Source organism: Rhodococcus sp. BP22 (assembly GCF_014281965.1).
In the GTDB taxonomy this organism is placed as follows: Bacteria; Actinomycetota; Actinomycetes; order Mycobacteriales; family Mycobacteriaceae; genus Rhodococcoides.
In genome coordinates, this window is sequence record NZ_JACFTB010000006.1 from 386,420 (window position 1) to 409,736 (window position 23,317).

Here is a 23,317-nt window from a genome sequence, read left to right on the forward strand (position 1 = left end):
CCTATTTGACGTCGAGCAGGTCGATCACGAACACGAGGGTCTTGCCGGAGAGGCGGTGGCCTGCGCCTGCGGGACCGTATGCGAGCTCGGGTGGGATGGTCAGCTGACGTCGGCCGCCGACCTTCATGCCGGGGATTCCGTCCTGCCAGCCCTGGATCAGGCCGCGCAGCGGGAACTGAATCGACTCTCCACGACTCCACGAGGAGTCGAACTCTTCACCGGAGTCGAACTCGACGCCGATGTAGTGAACTTCCACATCGCCGCCTGCAACAGCCTCGGCACCGTCACCTTCGACCAGGTCCACCACGACCAGATCGGTGGGGGGAGGTCCAGCCTGAAACTCGATCACTGGTTTCGTCATTCGCTCGACTTTACGTTGTGCAGGTCAGCGGATCGGAGCAGGTATGAGATTTGATCTATTCCCGCAGGTCAGCGCATTGACTGCGGATAACGCTAAGCCAACAACGCGATTGCATACCATTGCGAACAGCACTCGAGAAACGAGAATCAGGAGATTGAAGATGAGCAGAACGATCCGGATCAGCCTCGCGCAAGTCACCAGCGGTACCGAACCGGCCGACAATCTGAAGATCATCGAGACACACACCCGTGCCGCTGCCGCAGCCGGATCATCACTCGTCGTGTTTCCCGAGGCGATGATGCGATGCTTCTCGGGTCCGATTCGAGGCGTCGCCGAACCCCTCGACGGCCCGTGGGCCGACGCGGTCCGCGAGATCGCGCAGCGGATCGGTATCACCGTCGTGGCAGGCATGTTCACCCCGGCCGACAACGGCAGAGTCGGCAACACCCTACTGATCACCGGCCCCACCACCGAAGCGCACTACGACAAGATCCACCTGTTCGACGCCTTCGGTTTCGCCGAATCCGACACCGTCGCACCTGGGTCGGATCCACTGGTTCTCACCATCGACGACGTCACCGTCGGTTTTGCCACTTGTTACGACCTGCGGTTCCCTGCGCTGTTCCAGCGGCTCGGAGATCTGGGTGCGGAACTGATCGTCGTACCTGCATCCTGGGGCTCCGGTCCCGGCAAGGTCGAACAGTGGTCACTGCTGGCACGAGCACGGGCGCTCGACTCCACGGCCTTCGTCGCCGCCTGTGATCAGGCCGAACCCGACAACGCTGGGGGTACTGCCCCACTGGGCGTCGGCCACAGCGTCGTCAGCTCCCCGACCGGGGAAATTCTCGGAGAACTCGACGCCACACCTGGCCTACTCACCGTCGATATCGATGCCGCACTCGTAGCACCGATCCGCGCGAAGCTGCCGGTGCTGGCGAACCGTCGGCAGTTCTAACCCTCGATACTTGCCCTCGACGGATACGACGAAAGCCGCCGACTCCTTTCGGAGGCGGCGGCTTTCGCGAAGATTCTTCTACTAGCGGGAACCGAGGTCCTTGTAGTCCCGCTCGGTGTAACCGGTGTAGATCTGACGCGGACGCCCGATCTTGGTGGTCGGGTCCTCGTGCATTTCGCGCCAGTGCGCAATCCAGCCGGGGAGCCGGCCCATGGCGAACAACACCGTGAACATGCGCGGCGGGAAGCCCATCGCGCGGTAGATCAGTCCGGTGTAGAAGTCCACGTTCGGGTAGAGCTTGCGCTCGACGAAGTAATCGTCGGTCAATGCGGTCTCTTCCAACTTGAGCGCGATGTCGAGGAGTTCGTCTCCGTTGCCCAGCTTCGAGAGAATCGTGTGTGCAGTTTCCTTGACCAGCGTCGCGCGCGGATCGAAGCTCTTGTAGACGCGATGCCCGAAGCCCATGAGCTTCACGCCGTCTTCCTTGTTCTTGACGCGATTGACGAAGTCGGTTGCGTCGCCGCCCTCGGCTTTGATCTTGTCGAGCATCTCGAGGACCGCCTGGTTGGCGCCGCCGTGCAGCGGGCCCCACAGTGCGTTGATGCCACCGGAGATGGACGTGAACAGGTTTGCATCCGAGGAACCGACGAGACGAACCGTCGACGTCGAACAGTTCTGCTCGTGATCGGCATGCAGGATGAGAAGCATGTCGAGCGCCTTGACGATTTCGGGATCGACCTCGTATGGCTCGGCCGGGAAGCCGAACGTCATACGCAGGAAGTTCTCGACGAGGCTCTTCGAGTTGTCCGGGTACAGGAACGGCTGACCGACAGACTTCTTGTAGGCGTACGCCGCGATGGTCGGCAGCTTGGCCAGCAAGCGGATGGTCGACAACTCCACCTGCTCGGGGTCGTCGGGATCCAGCGAATCCTGGTAGTACGCCGACAGTGCGTTGACGGCACTCGACAACACCGGCATCGGGTGCGCGTTGCGCGGGAAACCGTCGAAGAACCGCTTGAGGTCCTCGTGCAGCAGCGTGTGTCGACGGATCTTGTCGGTGAAGGTCTCGAGCTGATCATCCGTGGGCAGCTCGCCGTAGATCAGCAGGTAGCTGACCTCGATGAACGAAGACTTACCGGCAAGCTGTTCGATCGGGTACCCGCGATAACGCAGGATTCCCTTGTCACCATCGATGTAGGTGATGGCCGACTTCGTCGACGCAGTGTTGACGAAACCACCGTCGAGCGTCGTGTAGCCGGTGTCAGCCAGCAACTTTCCCAGTTCGATACCGTCATTGCCTTCACTTGCCTTGGCAATGGACATGACGTGTTCGCCACCGGGATAGGTGAGGGTGGCTTTTGCTTCATTCTCAGCGGGCACGAATGGTCCCTCTCGAACTCTGGTAACGGACATGTACTTAGATCGGACACAATCTTCAGTCGATAGAGAAACTAGTCTCTCGGCGCCTCGGACGCCCACGGAGGGTCCGCACCTGGACGCGAAACCGTGATGGCTGCGGCCCGTGCGGCGAATCTCAATGCTCGCATCCACTCTTCCTTGATCAACTCACTCAGTGCGCCAGATGTGAGAATATTCTCCTCTTCGAAGAAGTGGAGTAGCGCGCCGTGGATGGTGTCACCTGCGCCGATGGTGTCGACGACATCCACCGATACGCCGGGCACGCTAATTTCTCCACTCGCGGTGAACACCGATACGCCGTCACCGCCGCGAGTCATCACCACCGCGGTCACGCCGCTCGCGAGCCAGTCGTCGACCGAAGTACCCTCCGGGCCCAATCCCAGCCAGTGGGAATCGTCTTCCGAGACCTTCAATATGTCGACGGCGGGCAACCACGTCTTGAACCTCGCCCGGAAACCATCGGCGGTGATGTCCCCGCTCGGACTGTCGATGGCCGCAGGCCTGATGTTCGGATCGAGCATCGTCAATTTCCCGGCGGCGTGCGCCCGATGAAGCAATGCGGCGTACACCGACGCGCCTGGTTCGTACAGCAGCGACAACGTGCCGAAAGACAGTGCGGTGATGTCTTCGGGGAGTTGGCCAGGATCCGTCACGAGACGGTCGGCCGTGCCGTCGGCATAGAACGAGTACTGCGCGCTCCCGTCGTCGGCGAGTGTCGTCATCGCCAACGTGGTGGGTTCCGCACCTCGCTGCACCCAGGAGGTGTCGACACCGGCATCGCGCAGGCTGCCGATGATCTGCTCACCGAACGGATCCGTCGACACCCGAGACAGGAAGGCGACCGAGGAACCGAGCCGACCGAGAGTCACCGCGACATTGAACGGTCCCCCGCCGAGCTTCGGCGACAACAACGGGCCCTCGTGCACGGGTACGAGGTCGACGAGAGCTTCGCCACAGACAAGAATCGTCACGCTGACCGGTGCCCCATTCCCCACGTCCCGGACCAGGACTGTCCCGGTTGCAGAACCAGTAGATCGATCTCGGAGTTCAACGCGTCGGGCGGGCATGTCATCGGCTCGATAGCCAACGCCCGACCCCGATCCGGATATGCCTGATCGTGCGCAGGATCTGCCGTGAAGACCTGCACCCAATCGAATTCACGGTCGGTCCACAGCACCGTCGCGGTCCCGTCCGGTGCCCGAAGAATGTGCTGGGCATGGCCGTCGACGTCTGGCAGTTCGGCGCTGAAGGGAGTATCCAGCCAGACGCCCTTCAACGACTTCGGCGTTCGGAAGTCGTATTCCGTACCCGCAGTCTCGACGGATGGCCCGTTGGGCAGCATGCGCTTCGGGTCGAGCTGCAATCTGGTGCCAGCCGAGAACTCGAGGGTGCATTCGTCCAACGGAACATCCCCTACTCGAACGAAAGTGTGAAAACCCATTCCGAACGGTGCAGCGGTACTTCCGACGTTCTCTGCGGTGGCCGTCACGACCAATCCGTCGGGTGTCAGCTCGTGCGCCACGGTCAGCGTCAACGGATACGGCCAACCCTTCTGCTCACCGATGTCCACCGTCTGTACGACGCGGGCGTCCGTCCGATCGACGACGGTCCACTCGACGCGTCGCACGAATCCGTGACTGGCGTTGTTACGGATAGGTTCGGTGATCTCGAGCTGATGCTCGATGCCACCGAAGGTAAATTTGCCGTCGGCGACTCGGTTGGGCCAGGGCGCGAGGACCAGCCCAGCCGACAGCGGCGGTTTCTTCCCCGCTGCAAACGTCTCGGTCAGCGGCGAGCCCTCGAACTCGAGCATGCGCAGGCCTGCACCCGTGGAGACGATCTCGGCTCGGTACTTCCCACTGACCAACCGGTAGGTCTCGCTGGCGCTTCGTTCGTCAGGCATGGGTGTCATTGTCCACGCTGGGAGTCCTCTCGGGGGTCTCTATAGCGAATGAAGGCAGGTCACGGCTGTAGTCGCTCGACTACCGACGTCGCGACCGTGAAGCGAATTCGGTTGTGCAAACGGTTTGTTCGACCCTGCCAGAACTCGACGGTATCGGGCAGGACCCGAAACCCACCCCAGTGCGGAGGAACGGGCACCACCTGACCGTCGAACTTTCGGTCCACATCCTCGAGCGCCTGCTCGAGCTCTGCCCTCGAACCCACCGGGCGCGACTGTTGCGATGCCCACGCACCCAGCTGCGATCCCCGCGGCCGTGATGCGAAGTACTCGGCCGTGTCCTCGGCGGACACCCGCTCGACCGCGCCCCGAATGGTCAGCTGACGCCCGATACCGATCCACGGGAACGTCACGGACGCATAAGGCGTGTGGGTAAGTTGTCTGCCTTTGTCGGAGTCGTAATTGGTGTAGAAAACGACGCCGTCCACGTCGAGGCCCTTGCAGAGGACCGTGCGCGTGGACGGATGTCCCGCGGCATCGACGGTCGCGAGGACCAGAGCGTTCGGTTCGGGAATGTCGGCCTCGATGGCCTCGGTCAACCACTCCTGTGCCACCGGCAGCCAACCGCTGCGCAGTCGGCCGACGTCGAGGTCGGTGTCCGTGCCGTAGTCGACACGCAAATCGGCGAGGTGTGGTTTTGGGTTCGGCACGAACCCAGACGCTACTCCCGAGTACGACCGGCTAAAGTTCTCCCTGAAGAGAAAGCCCGGACGCGGCCCGGACCGGGCACTACGGCTGGAGCCGGGCATTACGGTTACGAGGAGAGTCCAGGCAATGGCTGTTCAACAGGTCCCCGAAGATTTCGTCAGTGGCCTCGAGGGCGTCGTCGCCTTCACCACCGACATCGCCGAACCGGACAAAGACGGCGGCGCATTGCGTTATCGCGGCGTCGACATCGAAGACCTCGTATCCAAGCGTGTGACGTTCGGCAACGTGTGGGCACTGCTCGTCGACGGAAAATTCGGCTCCGGGCTGCCGCCCGCCGAGCCGTTTCCGCTCCCGGTCCACACCGGTGACGTCCGCGTCGACGTCCAGGCGGGTCTTGCGATGCTCGCACCGATCTGGGGCTACGAGCCGCTACTCGACATCGACGACGCCACCGCCCGCGACCAGCTCGCCCGCGCGTCCGTGATGGCACTGTCCTACGTCGCACAGTCCGCTCGCGGAATCCACCAGCCTGCTGTGCCGCAGAAGCAGATCGATCAGTGCGAAACCGTCACCGCCCGCTTCATGACTCGCTGGAAGGGTGACCCGGACCCGGCACACACCGAGGCCATCGACGCCTACTGGGTCTCCGCGGCCGAGCACGGTATGAATGCTTCGACGTTCACCGCGAGAGTCATCGCCTCCACCGGAGCCGACGTCGCCGCGGCACTGTCCGGAGCGATCGGCGCCATGTCCGGCCCGTTGCACGGTGGCGCACCGGCCCGAGTACTGCCGATGATCGAAGAGGTCGAGAAGTCCGACGATCCCCGCGGACTCGTCAAGGGAATCCTCGACCGCAAAGAAAAACTCATGGGCTTCGGGCACCGTGTCTACCGCGCCGAGGATCCTCGCGCCCGGGTGCTGCGCGCGACCGCAAAGCGACTCGGTGCACCCCGCTACGAGGCCGCTGCCGCGCTCGAGCAGGCCGCGCTCACCGAACTGCGTGAACGTCGCCCCGACCGCGCGATCGAAACCAACGTCGAGTTCTGGGCCGCTGTGATCCTCGACTTCGCCGAGGTTCCACCGCACATGATGCCCGCGATGTTCACCTGTGGCCGCACCGCCGGCTGGTGCGCGCACATCATGGAACAGAAGCGACTCGGAAAGCTCGTACGCCCGGCAGCCATCTATACCGGACCTGCGCCCCGCACCCCCGAATCCGTCGACGGGTGGGGCCAGATCGCCTGAGTACGGGTCCGACTACCCTGTAGGTGCCATATCCCCCACGACGCTAGGATGCGCTACTCAATGGCCGAATTGCCGATCATTCCCACCGAACTCCTGCCCGCCGACGGACGGTTCGGTTGCGGACCCTCCAAGGTTCGCCCTGAGCAGCTGCAGTCCTTGGTCGACGTCGGCGCATCCGTCTTCGGCACCAGCCACCGCCAGAAACCCGTCAAGGACGTCGTCGCGCGGGTGCGCAGTGGCCTGCGAGACCTGTTCACGCTGCCCGACGGCTACGAGGTCGTTCTCGGCAACGGTGGCACCACCGCATTCTGGGATGCCGCGGCCTTCGGACTCATCCGCGAGAAGTCCCTGCACCTCACCAACGGCGAATTCAGCTCGAAGTTCGCCTCGGTCGCCAAGAACAACCCGTTCATCGGCGATCCGATCGTCGTCAAGGCAGAACCAGGCAGTGCTCCCGAGCCCACCTCGGATCCGTCGGTCGACCTGATCGGTTGGGCGCACAACGAGACATCGACGGGCGTCGCGATCCCGGTGAGCCGGCCTGCCGGTTCCGAGAACGCACTCATCGCAATCGATGCGACGTCGGGTGCGGGCGGTCTGCCGGTCGACGTTGCCGACTCCGATGTCTACTACTTCGCTCCGCAGAAGTGCTTCGCTGCCGACGGTGGCCTGTGGGTTGCATTGATGAGCCCGGCTGCACTCGAGCGCGTCAGTGAAATCCAGACTTCGGGCCGCTGGGTTCCGGACTTCCTGTCGTTGCCGATCGCGATCGACAACAGCAGCAAGGACCAGACCTACAACACCCCCGCGGTGGCGACGCTCCTCATGTTCGCCAATCAGATCGAGTGGCTCAACAGCCAGGGTGGCCTGGACTGGGCGACGAAGCGCACAGCGGACTCGTCCTCGCGCCTGTACGACTGGGCCGAGAAGAGCGACTTCGCTACTCCATTCGTGTCGAACCCGGCACACCGAAGCCAGGTCGTGGGCACCATCGACTTCGACGAGAAGGTCGACGCTGCTCAGGTAGCCAAGGTTCTTCGCGCCAACGGCGTCGTCGACACCGAGCCTTACCGCAAGCTCGGACGCAACCAGTTGCGCGTCGGGATGTTCCCGGCCATCGAACCGGACGACGTCACGGCACTGACCAAGAGCATCGATTGGGTCGTTTCCACACTGAGTTAGCAGAACGCTCACAGCTCGGGCGCTGCCGACGAGGTTGACACTTGCAGATACGTTCGCAAGCGCAATGACCTCGGAGGGAGCGCCCGATGTGCGTTTCGGCGAAAGTCGATAACCAAGGGCGCCAACACCTTTGACGCTGCCATCACCGAACAACCACAGCAGGACACCGCAATGACTACGCTCATGATTCACGAGCATGGGTGATGCTGGACGCGTGTCGGATACACACCGTCGATCACGATTGGATTACTGTCGAGCAGGACGATATCGCGAGTCGGCGCGATGAGGAGGTCAAGGTGCGAGATCTACGTGTGGTCGGTCTCGAACCCGACGGTCAGCACGTCATTTGCGCAGATCCAACCACCGGCGACAAATTCCGGCTTCCAGCCGACGAAAAGCTCCGCGCGGCCTCCCGCGGCGACATCGCTCGACTAGGACAGATTGAGATCCAAATGGACAGTGTGCTCAGGCCCAGGGAGATCCAGGCTCGTATCCGCGGCGGGGCCACCGTCGAACAGGTTGCAAACGAATCGGGAATGGCATTGAGCCGGGTCGAGGTCTTCGCCCATCCGGTACTTCTCGAACGGTCCCAGGCATCCAGCATGGCGCAAGCGGGTCACCCTCTTCGTCACGACGGGCCTGCCGTCCAGACGTTGGCCGAGATCGTCGCGCTTGCGTTCCGCGCTCGCGGCCACCATCTCGGCGAAGCAACGTGGGATGCGTGGCGCGACGAGGACAACAAGTGGGTAGCTCAGCTGAAGTGGCAGGCGGGCCGAACGACCAACAAGGCGCATTGGCAATACCTTCCCGACGGCCACGGTGGCACCATCACCGCACTCGACGATGCGGCAGCGGAGCTGATCGACCCGGACTTCGGGCGGCAGCTGCGAGGACTCGCTCCGGTGCGATCGCTCGCAATCGAAGAAGAGACTTCCGAGGAATCCTTCGACGAGTACTACGGCACCACAGCAGACAGTGAGATCGAGACCTCTGCACCAGAGAACCCCGCGGCGGAGATCGCTTCACCGGAGAGCACCCCACCAGAGGTCGTCGAGCCCCCGGTGCCCGCTGTAGCCGAGACGAAGCGGCACGAGCCTCCTACGCCGAAGAAGGACAAGAAGGGCAAGCCCGCAATGCCTTCGTGGGAGGACGTCCTGCTGGGTGTCCGCAGTAGCGGCCACAATTGATCATGATGGGCTGACGTTCGATCGGAAAGGGTGCCAGGAGTGGGGGCCAAAGCATCGACTGTCTGGTACATAGATACCCCTGACCCGATCGCAGTCTTGAGATCCTCTACAACTTCGGACTGGGATACTGCGTCAGCGCTGGCCGGGCGCCTGTTCCCCGATCGCGTAGCCGTACCGAGCCAACTCTCCCCGGTGTCGGCCGTCGCAGGTGTCGGCCCCGACGAGATCTACATTGGGGCGTACCCGGGCGTCACCGTGGTCTGTTCGGCCGAATTGACCGTCGCCACTCCGTCGACTTTGCCCGAGCCCTGGATTCACCCTTTGGCAGCCGAGCGCACGTATCTCGTGATGACGGACCCGGAGACGGCGTGGGGTGCTTTCGCATATTGGGAACGCGGCACCCTGCGACGTTCGTTCAGCGCGACTCCGATCTATATCTACGAGGACTCCGGTCTGCCACTGGTGTGGGAACGACGCTTCTGGGCCGGAGAGCACCCATTGGTCTATCCGCCCGGCGTCTTGCCGGACCCACTCTCGCTTCCGTTCCACCCACAGGAATTTGCCGAAGCAGCCAACTCCGAATGGCTCGGCTATCGCTATACCGGCGCGCCACGCGGCGACGAGTTCGATCCGATCTCGTTGCAGGTGTGTGGTTTCACCATGCATGCGCCCGGTCAGGAACCCCGACGGGTCGAACAGGCCCCACCCGAAGCGACCCCACCCGAGCCGATGCCGGATCGCTCGATCATGCGGTGGTTGAAACGGAAATCCCCAGAACCACGAAGCTGAGGACGGCACCGACACAGGTTCCGTACACCAGCCATCGCCACAGCGGTGTGCGCCGAAAGCGCAGCACGGTCGGCGCAGCTCCACCGACGACGATCAAGTTGATCCCCACCGCCAGGAATACGTTGACGGCTGCGAGCTCGAGGCCGAACGCTGTCAGCGCGGCTCCGACGAGGACAGCTGCGAAGAGCGCGACCGGAATGCCGGTATAGGCGACGTGCTCGGTCACTGCACGCGTACCCGTTCGTAGAACGCCATCGCAGCCGCGGTGGCCACATTGAGCGAGTCGGTACCCGGCGCCATCGGAATTCGTGCGCGAACGTCGGTAGCGCGCATGGCATGTTCGGTCAGCCCCGGTCCCTCGGCGCCGAGCAGCAATGCGACCTTCTCCCCCGTCATCGCCTCGGCAAGAGAAATCGCCGACGGATTCGGCGTCAACGAGATGGTCTGAAAGCCGCTGTCACGGAGAATGTTCAAGCCCCGCGGCCAGTCTGGAACGCGCGCGAACGGAACCCGAAGTACGTGACCCATGGACACTCGTACGACACGACGATAGAGAGGGTCGGCGCATGCCGCCCCGAAAAGTACGGCGTCCACGCCGAGGCTTGCGGCGTTACGGAACATTGCGCCGAGATTCTCGTGATCGTTGACACCCTCGAGCACGACGACAGTCCTGGCATCGCGAACGACGTCGGCCATGTCGAGTCCCGGGGACCGACGCGCCACGGAGAGCACGCCACGGTTCAGGTGAAATCCGACGACGTCGGCCATCACCTCGGCACTGGTCCGATAGAACGGAACGTCCACCCCGTCGAGGCGTGAACCCAGCTCCACGAGCCTGCGGTCGACGCCGAGCAGGCTGATCGTCGGGAACCGCGAGGTCAACAACCGCTCGGTCACCAAAACGCCCTCGGCAATCACCAGCCCCTTCCCGTCGGGGAGGTCCGGTCTACGGTCGGAGGAATTGAGGTCGCGAAAGTCGTCTAGTCGCGGATCGGCAGAGTCGTCGATGTCGATTACGTTTACCACGTGTCCATCTTGGCATCTGTATGGAAAGGTCGAGTGCGATGAATACCGAGGGCACGATCACTGTCAGGACTGCAACCGACGACGACTGGGATGCCGTGGCGCTTCTGGATGCGCATGCATTCGGTGAACACCAGAATGCCGAGGATCTTGCCGAGACGCAGATTCTCACCAGTTCGCGTCACGTCGTAATGGCGTGGGATGGAAGCACGCCCGTCGGGGTGGCGATGCACTTCCCCATGTCCGTGACGGTCCCGGGAGGCGCTCAGGTGGAGGCGTCGGGCGTGTCCTGGGTTTCGGTTGCACCGACACATCGCCGACGCGGAATCCTCCGGCGCATGTTCACCGAACAGCATCGCAATCTCGACGCGGCAGGCGCCCCACTGTCGCTGCTGACGGCGAGCGAGGCCACGATCTACCGACGCTTCGGCTACGGGCCCGCCACCGAGGAACACCGAGTGGTTCTCGATCGCCGCTTCGCCCAGTTCCATCCGGACGTACCCGCAGTGACCGACGTCCGGTTGGTCGAGTCCACCGAGGCGTCGGCTCTGCTTCCCGAGATCTACCATCGCTGGCAGCGCAAGACGGCAGGCGCACAACCGAAGCCGCCGATCCGCTGGGAGCGCTTCTTCGCCGACCGCGAAAACGGTCGAGAAGGATTGACCGCGCTCTTCTTCATGGTTCACCCGGACGGTTACGTCGCCTACCGCCGAAACATGTCCGGCGACACCAAGGTCGTCGTTCAGGAGTTCATCGCCGTCACTGACGACGCCTACGCCCAGATGTGGCAGGTGCTCGTCGGGATCGATCTCGTCGACACCATCGAAGTCAGTCAGGCCCCGGACGAGCCGTTGCCGTTCCTGCTGACGAACAACCGCCTACCGAAGATCACCGGCCACCACGACGCGCTGTGGAGCCGTGTCATGAATGTCGAAGCTGCCCTCGAAGCCCGTACCTACGCCGTCGACGCGCAGTTCGTGCTCGACGTAGAGGATCCGTTCCTCGAGGCCGGCGGAACCTTCGACGTCACGATCAGTGCCGGAAGAGCCACCGTCACTCGAACCGATGCTCCCGCCGACGCGTCGATGAAGCTCGACGTGCTGAGCAGTCTGTACTTCGGCACTCACCGTGCCAGTAGATTCGCGGCCTCGAATCGCCTGTGGAGCCGGGATTCGGACGCGTTGCACACCGTGGATCTCGCGTTCTCGACCGACCGTGCGTCGGTCATGGGCTGGGGGTTCTAGACCTCACGTGGCGGCGACTCTCGTTCGCCGCCACGGATCGATCCGAAGGCGCAGATTGTTGTGCTTCATCAGGTAGACGGCCGCCCCGACGCCCGAGATCAGCGACACGGCGCCGCCGAACAGCAATGGAGCTCTCGGGTCGAGGACGTCGGCGAGCCAGCCCAGCATCGGGCTACCGACCGGTGTGCCGCCGAGGAAACACAGCATGTAGATGCCCATGACCCGTCCCCGCATCTCCGACGGCACCGACATCTGCAGAATGTTCATCGCCGAGGTGGTGAAGGTCAGAGTCAACGCTCCGGCCGGAACGAGCAGGATTGCAACGAGTGTGTAGTTCGGCATCAGTCCGACGAGTATTTCGAACACCCCGAAAGCGATGACGGCTCCGATGAACAACCGCAGGCGGGGCGTGCCGGATCGGCGGGCCGCAAGGGTCGCGCCTCCGAGCGTTCCGACGGCCAAAGCCGTCGACAGTAACCCGTATGCGTCGGCGCCGCTGCCGAAGGTGTTGCGAGCCAACACTGCCAGGCTGAGCGGAAAGTTCAATCCGAACGTCGACACCATGAACACCGTTGCCAGGAGAACGCGCAGATCGTCTCGGCCCCACACATAGCGGAACCCTTCCCGCACCTGGCCTTTCGCGCGTGCGGCTCGTTCGACGTGGAAGAGGTCGGCAGATCGCATCGCGACCAGAGCGCCGAATACCGCCGCGAACGACGCAGCGTTGATCAGGAACACCCACCCGGTACCGATGAACGTGATGAGTACCCCCGACAGGGCCGGTCCGATGATGCGTGCCATGTTGAAGGTCATGGAGTTCAACGCAATTGCGTTTGCCAGCGTCTCTTTGCCTACCATCTCGATGGTGAAGGACTGGCGCACCGGCGCGTCGATGGCGGAGGAACAGCCGAGAACGAACGCGATGACGTACACGTGCCACAGTTCGACGAGATTGCCGACGTCGAGGAGACCGAGCACGAGCCCGCAGACCGCCGCGAAAGCCTGGGTGATCATCAGCAGTGTTCGTTTGTCGTACCGATCTGCGAGCACCCCGCCCCACACCGACAGCAACAGTGTCGGTCCGAACTGCAGGGCCATCACAATGCCGACAGCGACGCCGTTGCCGCCAGACAGTGTCAGCACGAGCCAGTCCTGCGCCACCCTCTGCATCCACGTTCCGACCAGAGAAACTATCTGCCCGGACGCCCACAACCTGTAGTTGCGGGTTCGCAATGCAGCGAACATCGGGGAAGCAGCGGGCACTCCACAAATACTAACCTCAGGTAACGAACTACCTAATCGGAGTCGTTGACCAGCGCGCCGATGATGTCGACTGCATCGCGGAGAACTACGAGTTGAGTCTCGTTCAAGCCTGCCAACTGAGAGGTCATCCACGCCTCACGAGCACTGGCCTCGTCGGCGATCAGCGTGTTACCGGACGGGGACAGCGACACGATCACCTGTCGACCGTCGGTGGGATGCGGAGTACGAACCACGAGGCCGAGCTCCGCCAGCGACGCGATCACGCGTGTCATCGATGGTGGCTGCACTCGTTCACGGGCCGCGAGTGCCCCCGGCGTCATGTCACCCTCGCGGCTCAACGTCGCAAGAGCCGACAGCTGAGTCAGCGACACTTGCGAGTCGACACGTCTCCCCCTCAGGTGGCGAGTCAATCGCACCACGGCCAGTGATAGATCGCTTGCCAACTCACGGTTGTCTTTTACGCTGTTTCCCGACGTCACAGCGCAGAGACTACGCCCTGGTACGCGTTATGGCCTACGTAACCGCGTCAGTGATCGGTCCGACGACGAAATATAGAACGAACATCAAGGCTACGACCCAAAGCAGGGGATGAACCGTCTTCGCCTTGCCGCGCCCCACTGCGAGCACAACCCAGGTGATGAACCCGACTCCGATACCGTTCGCGATCGAGTACGTGAACGGCATGACCACGATGGTCAGGAACGCGGGCAGCGCGAATTCGAACTTGGAGAAGTCGATTTCGCGAACCTGTCCAATCATCAAGGCGCCGACGATGACCAGCGCTGGAGAGGCAGCCTCGATGGGGACGATGGCAGTGAGTGGGGTCAGGAACATGGCGGCCAGGAAGAGTAGACCGGTCACGACGTTGGCCAGACCGGTTCGCGCACCCTCGGCGATACCGGAGGCCGATTCGACGAACACCGTGTTCGACGACGCCGACGCGCCACCGCCTACGATCGCGCCGGTTCCCTCGATGACGAGCGCTTTGCCGATTCCGGGGAGCTGATCCTTGTCATCCATCAACTCGCCTTCCTTGCCGAGCCCGGTCATCGTTCCCATCGCGTCGAAGAAGTTCGCCAGAACGAGAGTGAACACCAGCAGGCTCGCTGCGAGGACACCGATGCGAGTGAACGCGCCGAAAAGATCCACGTCGCCGACCAAAGAAAGGTTCGGTGTCTGGATGAGCTGATCGGGCAGGATCGGAACGCTCAGATTCCAGCCTTTCGGATCTACTCCGTTCGACGGCCCGATATCGGTGAAGGCTTCGACGACGGCTGCGAGCACTGTGGTCACGACGATGCCGATCAGCAGCCCTCCTCGTACCTTCCGCACCACGAGAACGCCCATCAACAGCAGCCCGAACACGAAAATTGCTGTCGGCCACGAGGCGATGGAGCCGTCGATACCGAGGCCGACCGGGACCGAGGTGCCGGCGGCGTCGGGGATGCGTCGTACGAAACCGGCGTCGACGAGTCCGATGAAGGCGATGAACGTCCCGATACCTGCCGCGATGGCCGCTTTCAATTCGGACGGAATGGCGTTGAACACCGCTGTACGAAAGCCCGTCAGCGCGAGCAACACGATGATGATGCCGTCGATGACGACGAGCCCCATGGCCTCCGGCCACGTCACCTGTGGAGCGATGGTGACGGCGAGAAGCGTGTTGATCCCGAGTCCGGCGGCGATACCGAAGGGATAGTTGGCAACGATGCCGAACAAGATGCTCATGAACCCGGCGACGAGCGCAGTCACCGCAGCGACCTGGGCGACGGGCAGGATATTGCCGAGCACATCGGTCTTGGCCGCGGCGTCGTCCGCCGAGAAGCTGCCGAGGATCAGCGGATTGAGGACAACGATGTACGCCATCGCCACAAAGGTGACGACGCCGCCGCGCACTTCCGAACCGACCGTCGATCCACGTTCGGTGATTTTGAAGTAGTTGTCCAGGATTTTGGGCGACGCCATGGGAGTAACCTACATTTCGTGGATAGTAAGCCGGAAACCCCCGCGCTGAGCGTACGGCTCACAGATCCCGCGCCCGTCATCGCGGTCGGTATTCTCGCCTGGATTGTTGCTACCGTAGTTGTGCTCGTCAGTGGCGATCGGTGGGCGGATGCGCTGCCGACCTGCTGGACCGGCGTCGCCGTCGGTGTGGTCGGCTTCACACTGTTCCTCATGCAGAGAGCTGCCGCTCGTCGCGGCAGCAGGACCGCTCAACGCGGCCTCACGTAACCGCAGTCACGCATGGCGGTCTGACGTGCGGAAACTCACCCTTATTAGGGTTGAGTAACACAGGGTTTACGGGGAGTATGGGTTATGTCAGTTGATTCATCCCATGAATTACCCGAAGGTCAGGTTATGAAGCTCGTCTCGCAGTACCGCAATCGTCGTAGCCACGCTCGCTCACTCCGCGCTCTCTATGCGCGCGCACATGCTGTCAGCAGCCCTTCGATGCGTGATGAACTCCTTGTCATCGCACAGCGGAGCGACTTCGCGCGTTGAGCGCATAGATCCACAGCAACCCCCACGCGATACCGAAGCACCATCCCGCCAGGACGTCCGTCGCCCAATGCGCGCCGAGATAGATCCGCGAGAAGCCGATCGCCAGGGATGCAAACGCTGGTATCGCGAGAACCACCGGATTTCTGAGCCATAACGCGGTCGACCGCAGCAACACCGCGGTCACCGTCGTGGCCAGGATCGCCGACATCATCGCGTGCCCCGAAGGAAACGAGTGCGTCGAGATCTCGACGAGCCTTTCCGGTATCGGCGGACGCTCGCGCCCGAAGATCAGCTTGAGAAGGGCCATCACTCCCCAGCCGGTGAGCATGGCGCCTGCAATCATGACTGCTTCCGGTCGACGACCTGCCCGCAGCAGGACTGCGCATCCGGTGATCGAGAAGAGAAACATCGCGATCGTATTTCCGAGCGTGGTGATAATCCAGAAGAGTGTGGTCAGCCACGCAACCCGATGCTCGACCATCCACGCCAATACGTCACCGTCCACGGGGTCTCTCCCAACTCTGCGCGCAATGCGTCGTTCCGTCCTCGGTCACCCACCAGGCGAGGTGATGCTCACCCTCGACCGCCCCGGAGAGTCTCACAACAAGTTCACGGTGCACGACAACCTGTCCGACCGGCAACTCCACACCCATTTCTGCGCATGCGAGTACCGCTCCTGGCTCGCGGTCCCACGAACTCACCCGGCCGATTCCCAACACTTCTGCGGAGATCGATTCCGACGCGGTGCGCACGTCCAGGATCGACGCCAACGACGACGCGGTATCCATGGACGACAGGATCGCGACGTCGGCGGGGACCGTGGCCACACACCATGGACGGTCGAGCACGATCGCGTCGGCAGGATCGACGAGACTGCCGGAAACTGCACGCACTTTCGTCGGCGCATCCAACTCGTCGAGTTCCACTCGCCCCGAAGTGACAGCGTCTGCGACGAGTCGATGAGCTCGCGTGATGACCGCAGGAGTCGGCGATCGCGAAGGATCGGCCAATCTCGAGAGAATCAGGCCGGTGAACCACGCGCTATCGCACGAACTGGGGGCAAGAGCCGCCGCCACATCGTCGGCATTCGGGTGATCGAGTGGGTCGAGCAGACCGGCGAACGTGAAGTCCGAGGGCGCTCGATAGCTTCCCAGCCGCTCGCCGTCGATCCGGGCGTGCGTACGCAGCCACCACGCCGTGTAGCCGTCCCGCGCCTGTACCGCTGCTCGGGTTGACGGGTCGGACATCAATTGAGTCAACGCATCCGGCCACCGCTGCTCATCGACCAGATCGAGGTCGCGTACGGCAGTGAGCACCGCCGGGTCCTCCGCCAACGAAGCCCACCACGAGTCCTCGTCGTCCAGATCATGATCCGGACCGGTCGGGAGGTCATCGGTCACGGTGCCGAATCCCCAGCCCACTCCGACCGCGCGAAGCGCTGCAGGCCCGTAGCGCGCAACGACGGAATCCGCGACAAGCCCGAAAGGTGAGTCCTCGACCAACAGTCCTGCAAGTGGGGCGTCGGGCAACAGCAATTCATCGGCGGCACGAAGCTCCCCATCGGAGTCCTCGAGCGGCAGCGAACCTATCCAGGAAGGGAGCTCCCCCGCAGACGAGGAGAGCGCCAGCACCGAAGTCACGGTATCGACGACGGCGTCGGTATCGTCCCAATCGAGGTCCTCGAGTAACGCTTCGAGCGCCGAATCGGACAGCAGATCGGTTGCGGTTGCCTCCGCCGCGCCCAACCTCGACAACAGTGGGCTCACCGCGTCCGGATGCACCAACCGGGCCCAATGCACCGACCCGACCCCACTGACGCCCGCTCCGAGAACGGCAGTACGGGGACCGGTAATCGTCCGGCCGTCCGACAGCGGAACCGGCAGCGCTGCAAGCTCTTCCGCGGCCACGCCGTCGGTGACCAGCGGGGTGAGCGCGTCGTACAGTCGCCCCCACCAACGAGGTTCACGGTCGATACCCGTCAGCATCTCGGCGAGTCTTGCGAGGCCGATTCGGTGTACGTCGACCGCAGCGAGTGCGCCTGCGTGCCGCGGACCCGAGAGCGCAGCCCCGACCAAAGAAGGGAACACATCGGCTAGAAGCTCACCGAGCTCTTCGGTGAGTCCTGGCAGCACCATGGCCCGCGAGGGGATCAGATTCTCGCCGGTCACCGAGGGAAGCCAACGGGCAGAGACGGATTCCCGAAGAATCTGCTCACGCAAGATCCCGTCGACCTCGCTGCGCGGAAAGCCTGGAACCGGAACCAATCGAGTTCTGAACCGGGCAGGAAAGGCAGCGATCATCTCCCCATACCCCTCCGCGACGCGCTGCAGGTGCGCACCGGGAAGAACGCGTCGACGGTCCGGCTGCATCTGCACGTCCGCGACGACGAGCACAGGCAGTGACAACTCCTCGTCCGAACGAGTGGGCGCACGAAGGACATCCGATGCCACCACTGTCGGCACCCCATCGGCGACAGGGACTAGCCATCTGGCGTGAGCGGTGCGGAACTGCCACCACTCGAGGTCGCCGACCTTCACCGACTCGAGACCCTCCCCCTCGATCGTGCGATCGAACCGATCCTCGCCGATCTCGATCGAGACAAGCGATTCCAATTCGAGTAACAAGTCGATCGCTTCGGCGCGCATGGCGTCGAGCAGCCCGGCCACCTCGACGTCCCGCAGGATGATCTCCGACGAAAACCCTACTGCTGGAGGTTCTTCGGCAGGCCAGACAAGTCGCAACACGGGAACCCCGGCGTCGGGTACATCCAGGCCCGCATCGGTGAGGACACTACGGGTCCTGGCGCCACTGAAGCGCACTCCACCTGCAGTGGAACGAAATTCGATCTCGTCGCTGACCGAGCGGACCGCAGTGAAACCCACCCCGAAGCGTCCGACACCGGATGTCTTCGCCGACACCCGCAAGGCCGTGAGCGCGTGGACTCCGTCGCGATCGAGTGGTGCACCGGTATTGGCAACGTGCAGGTCGCGACCGGACACCCAGACCCGCACCTGTCCGGCGACTCCCGCACGGGCTGCCGCATCGGCAGCATTCTGCGCGAGTTCGGTCAGCAGACGGTCGCGATAACCCCCGCGAACCAGGTCCGCTTCGGTGGCAGCGTCTTCGCGCAACCGGGTAGGCGAATCCGTCCAGGCAGACAGAGTCGAGGCTCGCAACGCCTCGGTGTCGTACGGATCTCTCAACTGTCCGATTGCGCATCCATCAGTGGCTCGGACGCATGGTCCGACACGGAGACGTTCTCGGGCTCCGGAGCAGTGACAGTCGGCGCTTGCGCGGTGACATCGAGGGCCGCGTCGTCGAACGGATCGTAGGCGGGCGACCCGGCGCCGGTGGGAAGCTCGGTATCGGAATGCGCACCGCAGCCGTACTGGACGTGCACCACATGGCCGTCGGCCGCGTACTCGTTGCCGCAGACGCCGAACGCCGCCGACAACGACCCAGCGAGCGGGAGATAGAACCCGCACAGTCCGCATGTCGACGGTGCAGCTTTCGCCATCTCGCTGTCCGGACCGAACTCGCCGTCGTGCCAGCGCTCGGCCGCGTCGAGACGTCCTTCACGGCTGGGGACCTGCGGACGGCCCAGACCGAGTTCGTACGCGACGTCGTCGACCTGGGGGTCACCGGTGGCGACGTACCCGGGGACGAGACGCGGATCGTGTGCTCGCGGTGGGAGCCGATCACCCGGCCCCAGATCGCCTGGGCGGATGCGCTCGTCCCACGGCAGCCAGGTCGGCGGCACCAGGGCATCGGGGCCCGGCAGCAGGACGAGTTCGCTGATGGTGGCACTGTCGGCGTCGGCGGGGGCTGCGACGACCACGGCCCATTGCCATCCGCGATAGCCGGGTAGGTCGGCGATGAAGCGATGTGTCGCCGCACTGTCGTCCTCGGCGGTGACACCGAGATAATCGCCGACGCCGCCTTCACCCAGGTCGATCAGAGCACGGCGCGCCAACTCGGCGGCATCCGCTAGGACAGGACGAATCTGGTCGAGCTCTGGGAAAGATGCGAAACTCACAGGTTCATTTTGCCGCATCACTTCCGGAGTGCCCAGTTCGGGCTGCCATGATGGGGCAGATGATCGCCTCGCTCCGCCGCGTTCTCGGCGTCCTCGCGGTGCCGATTCTGCTTGTCGGGTGCTCGGCGGAACCCGAGGTCAGCGCAGATTCTTCGGTATTGAGGTCGACCGTCACCGTGGTCAGGACCCTCGAGCACGACCGTTCCGCGTTCACCCAGGGCCTGGAGATCGACGACGGCGAGCTCTACGAGGGCACCGGCCGCAAGGGTTCGTCGTACGTGCGCGTGTCGTCGTTGAACACCGGCAAAGAACTGCGGCGGGTGGATCTTCCTGCCGAATACTTCGGCGAGGGCCTGACCGTCGCGGGCGACACCGTGTGGCAGATCACCTGGCAGAACGGAATCGCGTTCGCCCGAGACAAGACCACTCTGGCCGGCGCGCGCGAGGTCGGCTACGACGGTGAAGGCTGGGGTCTTTGCGCGGCAGCGGACGCTCTGGTGATGAGCGACGGGTCGTCGATGCTGACCTTCCGTGATGCGGACACGTTCGAGGCCACCGGCACCGTCGAAGTAACGCTCGACGGAACGCCGCTCGAATCGTTGAACGAACTCGAATGCGCCGAAGACGGATCGGTCTACGCCAACATCTGGCGCACGTTCGATATTGCGAAGATCGACCCTGCCACTGGGACGGTGTCGGAGATCATCGATGCCGAACCGTTGTGGAACTCGATGACCGAGCGCGAGCGCGACGGCGCCGACGTGCTCAACGGGATCGCCCAAATACCCGGCACCGACCGCTTTCTGGTGACGGGAAAGCTGTGGCCGAGCATGTTCGAGGTGGAGTTCACACCCGTGGAGTGAGTCGGTGTACTCACACCCTCCGGTTTTAGGACAGAATTGACGACGTGACAGACCCTCGAGACTCCGACACCCCGCCGGGAGAGGACCACCCGGGGTTCGAGAACTATCCGCCGGCTCCGCGCGCCGCCAGCCGCAGAACCCCGCTGCCTCCTCTTCACCCGTCGACTACCCCGCCGGGTGATCGTCCGCGTGGACCGAAGCCGCCGCCCATGCCCCGCAAGTTGACCGTCACTCGCGTCGCTGCGATGCGCAGCCGCGAGCTCACCAACAAGGGCATCGCGACTTTCCATCGAGCCGCGAAAGCAGACGGTGCCGACAAGTCCGGACTCACCGCGCTGACGTACGCGACGATGGCCAATTTCGCCTCCGACGCCGCCACGGCTGTCGCGTTGGCCAACACACTCTTCTTCTCCGCCGCGACCGGTGAGGACAAGACGAAGGTTGCGCTGTATCTCGTCATCACCATCGCTCCGTTCGCTTTGATAGCGCCGCTGATCGGACCGATGCTCGATCGGCTGCAGCATGGTCGACGGCTCGCTCTCGCCGGTTCGTTCCTGCTACGGACCGTTCTGGCCGTCGTGCTGGTGTTCAACTTCGACAGCTGGATTCTCTATCCGGCTGCGCTCGGCATGCTGGTGTTCAGTAAATCCTTTGCAGTACTCAAGAGCGCCGTGACGCCGCGTGTACTTCCACCCGAGATCGACCTCGTTCGTGTCAATTCTCGCCTGACAGTGTTCGGCCTGATCGGCGGAACAATTGTCGCCGGCGGCATCGCGGGCGCTATCGCCTGGCTCTCCGGATCGCCGGGTGCACTGTGGTTCGTAGCTGCCGTCACCGTACTGGGCGCCTACCTCAGCATGCGGATCCCGTCGTGGGTCGAAGTGACCGAAGGCGAAGTTCCAGCCACCTTGCGATACCACGGTGACGACGCCGAGACAGAGGTGATGCACCGTGCAAAGCCTGGGACCACACCACCGAAGAACCGCCGCCAACCGCTGGGCAAAGCCGTCATCGTCGGCCTGTGGGGCAACGGAACCGTACGCATTCTCACCGGATTTCTGACGCTGTACATAGCCTTCGTCGCCAAAGCTCAGACCGAGCACGAACCGATCAAGCAGGCCGCGATGCTCGGACTGGTCGGTGCATGCGCAGCAATCGGCAACTTCTCCGGCAACGCCGCAGGCGCTCGGATCAAGCTCGGCCGCCCGTCCATCGTGATCATCCGATGTACGTTCGCCGTCACCGTCGTTGCGATCGTCGCGGCCGTCACCGACAGCCTGCTGACCGCCGCATTGGCCGCGCTGGTCGCCTCCTGTGCGAGTGCCCTGGCCAAGGTCTCGCTCGATGCATCTCTGCAATCCGATCTCCCACCCGAATCCATTGCGTCCGGATTCGGGCGTTCGGAGACCGTCCTTCAGCTGTGCTGGGTACTCGGCGGAACGTTGGGCGTGCTGTTGCCCACCGAGTACTGGCTCGGCTTCACGGTCGTCTCGGTCTTGCTTACGATCGGCCTGGTGCAGACCATCCTCACCTACCGAGGCAAAACACTGCTCCCCGGACTCGGCGGAAACCGACCCGAGCACGCCGAGCAGCGCAGTCCCGACTATTCACCCCAAGAGAACGTGAGTTAAGTGAATCTTGCACCGAAGACCAAGAAGCTACTGGCGATCGGCGCTGCCGGACTGATCGTCGTCGGCGTGGCGTTCGTCGTCGTCCTCGCACAACTCGTCTCCAACGCTCCAGCGCACCGACCGACCATCACGGCATTCGCAGACGGGAAAGCCGTCACCGTCGAGCCGTACCTGTACTGCCCCGTCGAGGCGCCACTGTGTGAGAACGATGGATCGAGCGCGAGCGTGCCGGTTCGGGAGGGCTACCCGCTGCAGCTGTCTTTGCCATCCGAGATCACCTCGGCGCCGTGGATTCTCGCAGCTGTGTACTCCGACGAAGCCGGGGCCGACGTCGTCGAAACCGACTCGCTTTACCTGCCCGATCAGAAACTGGGTCTGACCGTGCCACCCGTCGACGCCGACGGGCGAGCACTGCTGGGCGTCGAAATCAGGTTGCCCTCCGGCATCATCGACACCGACACCCAGCAGGAAGAGATCATCAGCCACGCGATCTGGTCGATCGCGACGACACCGAACGGTTAGCTGTCGAGCTCGCGCGCGACGGCCCTGACCACTTCGGAGATCTTCTGCGCGGTCTTGCGATCGGGGTACTTACCCTTACGCAGTTCAGGCTGGATCGTTGCCTCGAGGAGCGTGATCATGTCCTCGACCATCCCGTGCAGCTCGTCGGGCGTGTGCTTACGCTCGACGGGCTCACGACGATTGGCGGTGTTCTGACGCACGGAGGGAGCCGGCTCGAGAACTTTCAGGCTCAGCGCCTGAGGCCCACGGCGTCCTGCGGCCATACCGAACTCGACGCGCTGACCTGCTTTGAGGCCTTCGACACCCGCTGGCAGCGCCGAAGAGCGGACGTAGACGTCCTCTCCTTCTTCTTGCGAGAGGAAGCCGAATCCCTTGTCGACGTCGTACCACTTCACCTTGCCGGTAGGCACTGCGCTCACCCGTCCATTTGTCTCGTTAAATAGCCTGTTTTGCACAAATTTCGCGCCCAACAGCGGTGTTGGACGCG

24 protein-coding genes are annotated in these 23,317 nt (G+C 63.3%); 10 read left to right on the forward strand and 14 right to left on the reverse strand.

Going from position 1 to position 23,317, the window contains the following annotated elements:
* Nucleotide 1 precedes the first annotated feature (1 nt).
* Entirely contained in the window at nucleotides 2-361 is a 360-nt protein-coding gene (locus tag H2510_RS15690; RefSeq protein WP_084347584.1) for an FKBP-type peptidyl-prolyl cis-trans isomerase, read from the reverse strand.
* 160 nt (nucleotides 362-521) lie between these two features.
* Between H2510_RS15690 and H2510_RS15695 the strand changes: the two genes are divergently transcribed.
* Nucleotides 522-1,316, forward strand: a complete 795-nt coding sequence (locus H2510_RS15695) for a carbon-nitrogen hydrolase family protein (RefSeq protein ID WP_186629200.1) — start codon at nucleotides 522-524, stop codon at nucleotides 1,314-1,316.
* Between the two features lie 81 nt (nucleotides 1,317-1,397).
* Here H2510_RS15695 and H2510_RS15700 read toward each other — a convergent pair whose 3' ends face one another.
* The 4 genes from H2510_RS15700 to pdxH form a co-directional block, all read right to left on the reverse strand.
* Complete coding sequence (locus H2510_RS15700) at nucleotides 1,398-2,696, reverse strand: citrate synthase (protein WP_186629201.1); 1,299 nt, start codon at nucleotides 2,694-2,696, stop codon at nucleotides 1,398-1,400.
* A 71-nt stretch (nucleotides 2,697-2,767) separates the two neighbouring features.
* Entirely contained in the window at nucleotides 2,768-3,706 is a 939-nt protein-coding gene (locus tag H2510_RS15705) for a carbohydrate kinase (RefSeq protein ID WP_186629202.1), read from the reverse strand.
* Complete coding sequence (locus H2510_RS15710) at nucleotides 3,703-4,638, reverse strand: aldose 1-epimerase family protein (protein WP_186629203.1); 936 nt, start codon at nucleotides 4,636-4,638, stop codon at nucleotides 3,703-3,705. The genes H2510_RS15705 and H2510_RS15710 overlap by 4 nt, the downstream gene beginning before the upstream one ends.
* A gap of 59 nt (nucleotides 4,639-4,697) precedes the next feature.
* On the reverse strand, nucleotides 4,698-5,315 hold the full coding sequence (gene pdxH / locus H2510_RS15715) for a pyridoxamine 5'-phosphate oxidase (protein WP_261392973.1): 618 nt from the start codon (nucleotides 5,313-5,315) through the stop codon (nucleotides 4,698-4,700).
* A gap of 154 nt (nucleotides 5,316-5,469) precedes the next feature.
* Here pdxH and H2510_RS15720 point away from each other — a divergent pair, with 154 nt between their 5' ends.
* The 4 genes from H2510_RS15720 to H2510_RS15735 all read left to right on the forward strand — a co-directional run bounded on the left by H2510_RS15720 (nucleotide 5,470) and on the right by H2510_RS15735 (nucleotide 9,746).
* Nucleotides 5,470-6,588 carry a citrate synthase 2 gene (locus H2510_RS15720; protein WP_186629205.1) on the forward strand — a complete coding sequence of 373 codons (1,119 nt, stop codon included), beginning with the start codon at nucleotides 5,470-5,472 and terminating at the stop codon, nucleotides 6,586-6,588.
* A gap of 60 nt (nucleotides 6,589-6,648) precedes the next feature.
* The gene (gene serC, locus H2510_RS15725) at nucleotides 6,649-7,770 is read left to right on the forward strand and encodes a phosphoserine transaminase (protein ID WP_186629206.1); all 1,122 of its coding nucleotides are present in this window, start codon (nucleotides 6,649-6,651) and stop codon (nucleotides 7,768-7,770) included.
* A gap of 296 nt (nucleotides 7,771-8,066) precedes the next feature.
* On the forward strand, nucleotides 8,067-8,957 hold the full coding sequence (sepH, locus tag H2510_RS15730; RefSeq protein ID WP_186629208.1) for a septation protein SepH: 891 nt from the start codon (nucleotides 8,067-8,069) through the stop codon (nucleotides 8,955-8,957).
* Nucleotides 8,958-8,996: 39 nt separating this feature from the next.
* A complete protein-coding gene (locus H2510_RS15735) occupies nucleotides 8,997-9,746 on the forward strand; it encodes a DUF6928 family protein (protein ID WP_186629209.1) in 750 nt (249 codons plus the stop codon).
* On the opposite strand, the gene H2510_RS15740 is transcribed toward H2510_RS15735, so the two are convergent.
* Nucleotides 9,703-9,972 (reverse strand): DUF2537 domain-containing protein, encoded by a 270-nt coding sequence (locus H2510_RS15740; protein WP_136169888.1) that lies wholly within the window; start codon nucleotides 9,970-9,972, stop codon nucleotides 9,703-9,705. The two genes, H2510_RS15735 and H2510_RS15740, sit on opposite strands and share 44 nt — an antisense overlap.
* Entirely contained in the window at nucleotides 9,969-10,772 is an 804-nt protein-coding gene (locus H2510_RS15745) for an RNA methyltransferase (RefSeq protein ID WP_186629210.1), read from the reverse strand. Before H2510_RS15745 ends, H2510_RS15740 begins: the two co-directional genes overlap by 4 nt.
* A gap of 38 nt (nucleotides 10,773-10,810) precedes the next feature.
* Between H2510_RS15745 and H2510_RS15750 the strand changes: the two genes are divergently transcribed.
* The gene (locus H2510_RS15750) at nucleotides 10,811-12,013 is read left to right on the forward strand and encodes a GNAT family N-acetyltransferase (protein WP_186629212.1); all 1,203 of its coding nucleotides are present in this window, start codon (nucleotides 10,811-10,813) and stop codon (nucleotides 12,011-12,013) included.
* A gap of 3 nt (nucleotides 12,014-12,016) precedes the next feature.
* Here H2510_RS15750 and H2510_RS15755 read toward each other — a convergent pair whose 3' ends face one another.
* The 3 genes from H2510_RS15755 to H2510_RS15765 are packed head-to-tail and all read right to left on the reverse strand — an operon-like array spanning nucleotide 12,017 to nucleotide 15,241.
* The gene (locus H2510_RS15755; protein ID WP_186629295.1) at nucleotides 12,017-13,258 is read right to left on the reverse strand and encodes an MFS transporter; all 1,242 of its coding nucleotides are present in this window, start codon (nucleotides 13,256-13,258) and stop codon (nucleotides 12,017-12,019) included.
* Between the two features lie 50 nt (nucleotides 13,259-13,308).
* Entirely contained in the window at nucleotides 13,309-13,755 is a 447-nt protein-coding gene (locus tag H2510_RS15760; protein WP_186629213.1) for a MarR family winged helix-turn-helix transcriptional regulator, read from the reverse strand.
* 34 nt (nucleotides 13,756-13,789) lie between these two features.
* Entirely contained in the window at nucleotides 13,790-15,241 is a 1,452-nt protein-coding gene (locus H2510_RS15765) for an NCS2 family permease (protein WP_186629215.1), read from the reverse strand.
* An 18-nt stretch (nucleotides 15,242-15,259) separates the two neighbouring features.
* On the opposite strand from H2510_RS15765, the gene H2510_RS15770 reads away from it, so the two are divergent.
* Nucleotides 15,260-15,508, forward strand: a complete 249-nt coding sequence (locus tag H2510_RS15770) for a DUF2530 domain-containing protein (RefSeq protein ID WP_186629216.1) — start codon at nucleotides 15,260-15,262, stop codon at nucleotides 15,506-15,508.
* 238 nt (nucleotides 15,509-15,746) lie between these two features.
* On the opposite strand, the gene H2510_RS15775 is transcribed toward H2510_RS15770, so the two are convergent.
* From H2510_RS15775 to H2510_RS15785, 3 genes are read right to left on the reverse strand one after another with little or no spacing between them, the layout of a single operon-like run.
* On the reverse strand, nucleotides 15,747-16,283 hold the full coding sequence (locus H2510_RS15775; protein ID WP_315901387.1) for a phosphatase PAP2 family protein: 537 nt from the start codon (nucleotides 16,281-16,283) through the stop codon (nucleotides 15,747-15,749).
* Nucleotides 16,273-18,981: a sacsin N-terminal ATP-binding-like domain-containing protein gene (locus H2510_RS15780; protein ID WP_186629218.1), complete on the reverse strand. Its 2,709-nt coding sequence runs from the start codon at nucleotides 18,979-18,981 to the stop codon at nucleotides 16,273-16,275. Before H2510_RS15780 ends, H2510_RS15775 begins: the two co-directional genes overlap by 11 nt.
* Nucleotides 18,978-19,832: a DUF3027 domain-containing protein gene (locus tag H2510_RS15785; RefSeq protein ID WP_186629219.1), complete on the reverse strand. Its 855-nt coding sequence runs from the start codon at nucleotides 19,830-19,832 to the stop codon at nucleotides 18,978-18,980. The genes H2510_RS15780 and H2510_RS15785 overlap by 4 nt, the downstream gene beginning before the upstream one ends.
* 32 nt (nucleotides 19,833-19,864) lie before the next feature.
* Between H2510_RS15785 and H2510_RS15790 the strand changes: the two genes are divergently transcribed.
* From H2510_RS15790 to H2510_RS15800, 3 genes are read left to right on the forward strand one after another with little or no spacing between them, the layout of a single operon-like run.
* Nucleotides 19,865-20,677: a glutaminyl-peptide cyclotransferase gene (locus tag H2510_RS15790; protein WP_397517371.1), complete on the forward strand. Its 813-nt coding sequence runs from the start codon at nucleotides 19,865-19,867 to the stop codon at nucleotides 20,675-20,677.
* A 44-nt stretch (nucleotides 20,678-20,721) separates the two neighbouring features.
* Nucleotides 20,722-22,308: an MFS transporter gene (locus H2510_RS15795; RefSeq protein ID WP_186629221.1), complete on the forward strand. Its 1,587-nt coding sequence runs from the start codon at nucleotides 20,722-20,724 to the stop codon at nucleotides 22,306-22,308.
* Entirely contained in the window at nucleotides 22,309-22,830 is a 522-nt protein-coding gene (locus tag H2510_RS15800) for a DUF2771 domain-containing protein (protein ID WP_186629222.1), read from the forward strand.
* Here the strand turns inward: H2510_RS15800 and H2510_RS15805 are convergent.
* Entirely contained in the window at nucleotides 22,827-23,240 is a 414-nt protein-coding gene (locus tag H2510_RS15805) for a cold-shock protein (RefSeq protein ID WP_186629298.1), read from the reverse strand. The two genes, H2510_RS15800 and H2510_RS15805, sit on opposite strands and share 4 nt — an antisense overlap.
* Between the last annotated feature and the right edge of the window lie 77 nt (nucleotides 23,241-23,317).

Coding starts and splice junctions, on each gene's coding strand:
- H2510_RS15755 (WP_186629295.1), bottom strand. CDS start 13,258: ATGTTCGCTGCATTGCGAACCCGCAACTACAGGTTGTGGGCGTCCGGG.
- H2510_RS15790 (WP_397517371.1), top strand. CDS start 19,865: ATGGGGCAGATGATCGCCTCGCTCCGCCGCGTTCTCGGCGTCCTCGCG.
- H2510_RS15785 (WP_186629219.1), bottom strand. CDS start 19,832: ATGCGGCAAAATGAACCTGTGAGTTTCGCATCTTTCCCAGAGCTCGAC.
- H2510_RS15765 (WP_186629215.1), bottom strand. CDS start 15,241: ATGGCGTCGCCCAAAATCCTGGACAACTACTTCAAAATCACCGAACGT.
- H2510_RS15695 (WP_186629200.1), top strand. CDS start 522: ATGAGCAGAACGATCCGGATCAGCCTCGCGCAAGTCACCAGCGGTACC.
- H2510_RS15690 (WP_084347584.1), bottom strand. CDS start 361: ATGACGAAACCAGTGATCGAGTTTCAGGCTGGACCTCCCCCCACCGAT.
- serC (WP_186629206.1), top strand. CDS start 6,649: ATGGCCGAATTGCCGATCATTCCCACCGAACTCCTGCCCGCCGACGGA.
- H2510_RS15750 (WP_186629212.1), top strand. CDS start 10,811: ATGAATACCGAGGGCACGATCACTGTCAGGACTGCAACCGACGACGAC.
- H2510_RS15720 (WP_186629205.1), top strand. CDS start 5,470: ATGGCTGTTCAACAGGTCCCCGAAGATTTCGTCAGTGGCCTCGAGGGC.
- H2510_RS15710 (WP_186629203.1), bottom strand. CDS start 4,638: ATGCCTGACGAACGAAGCGCCAGCGAGACCTACCGGTTGGTCAGTGGG.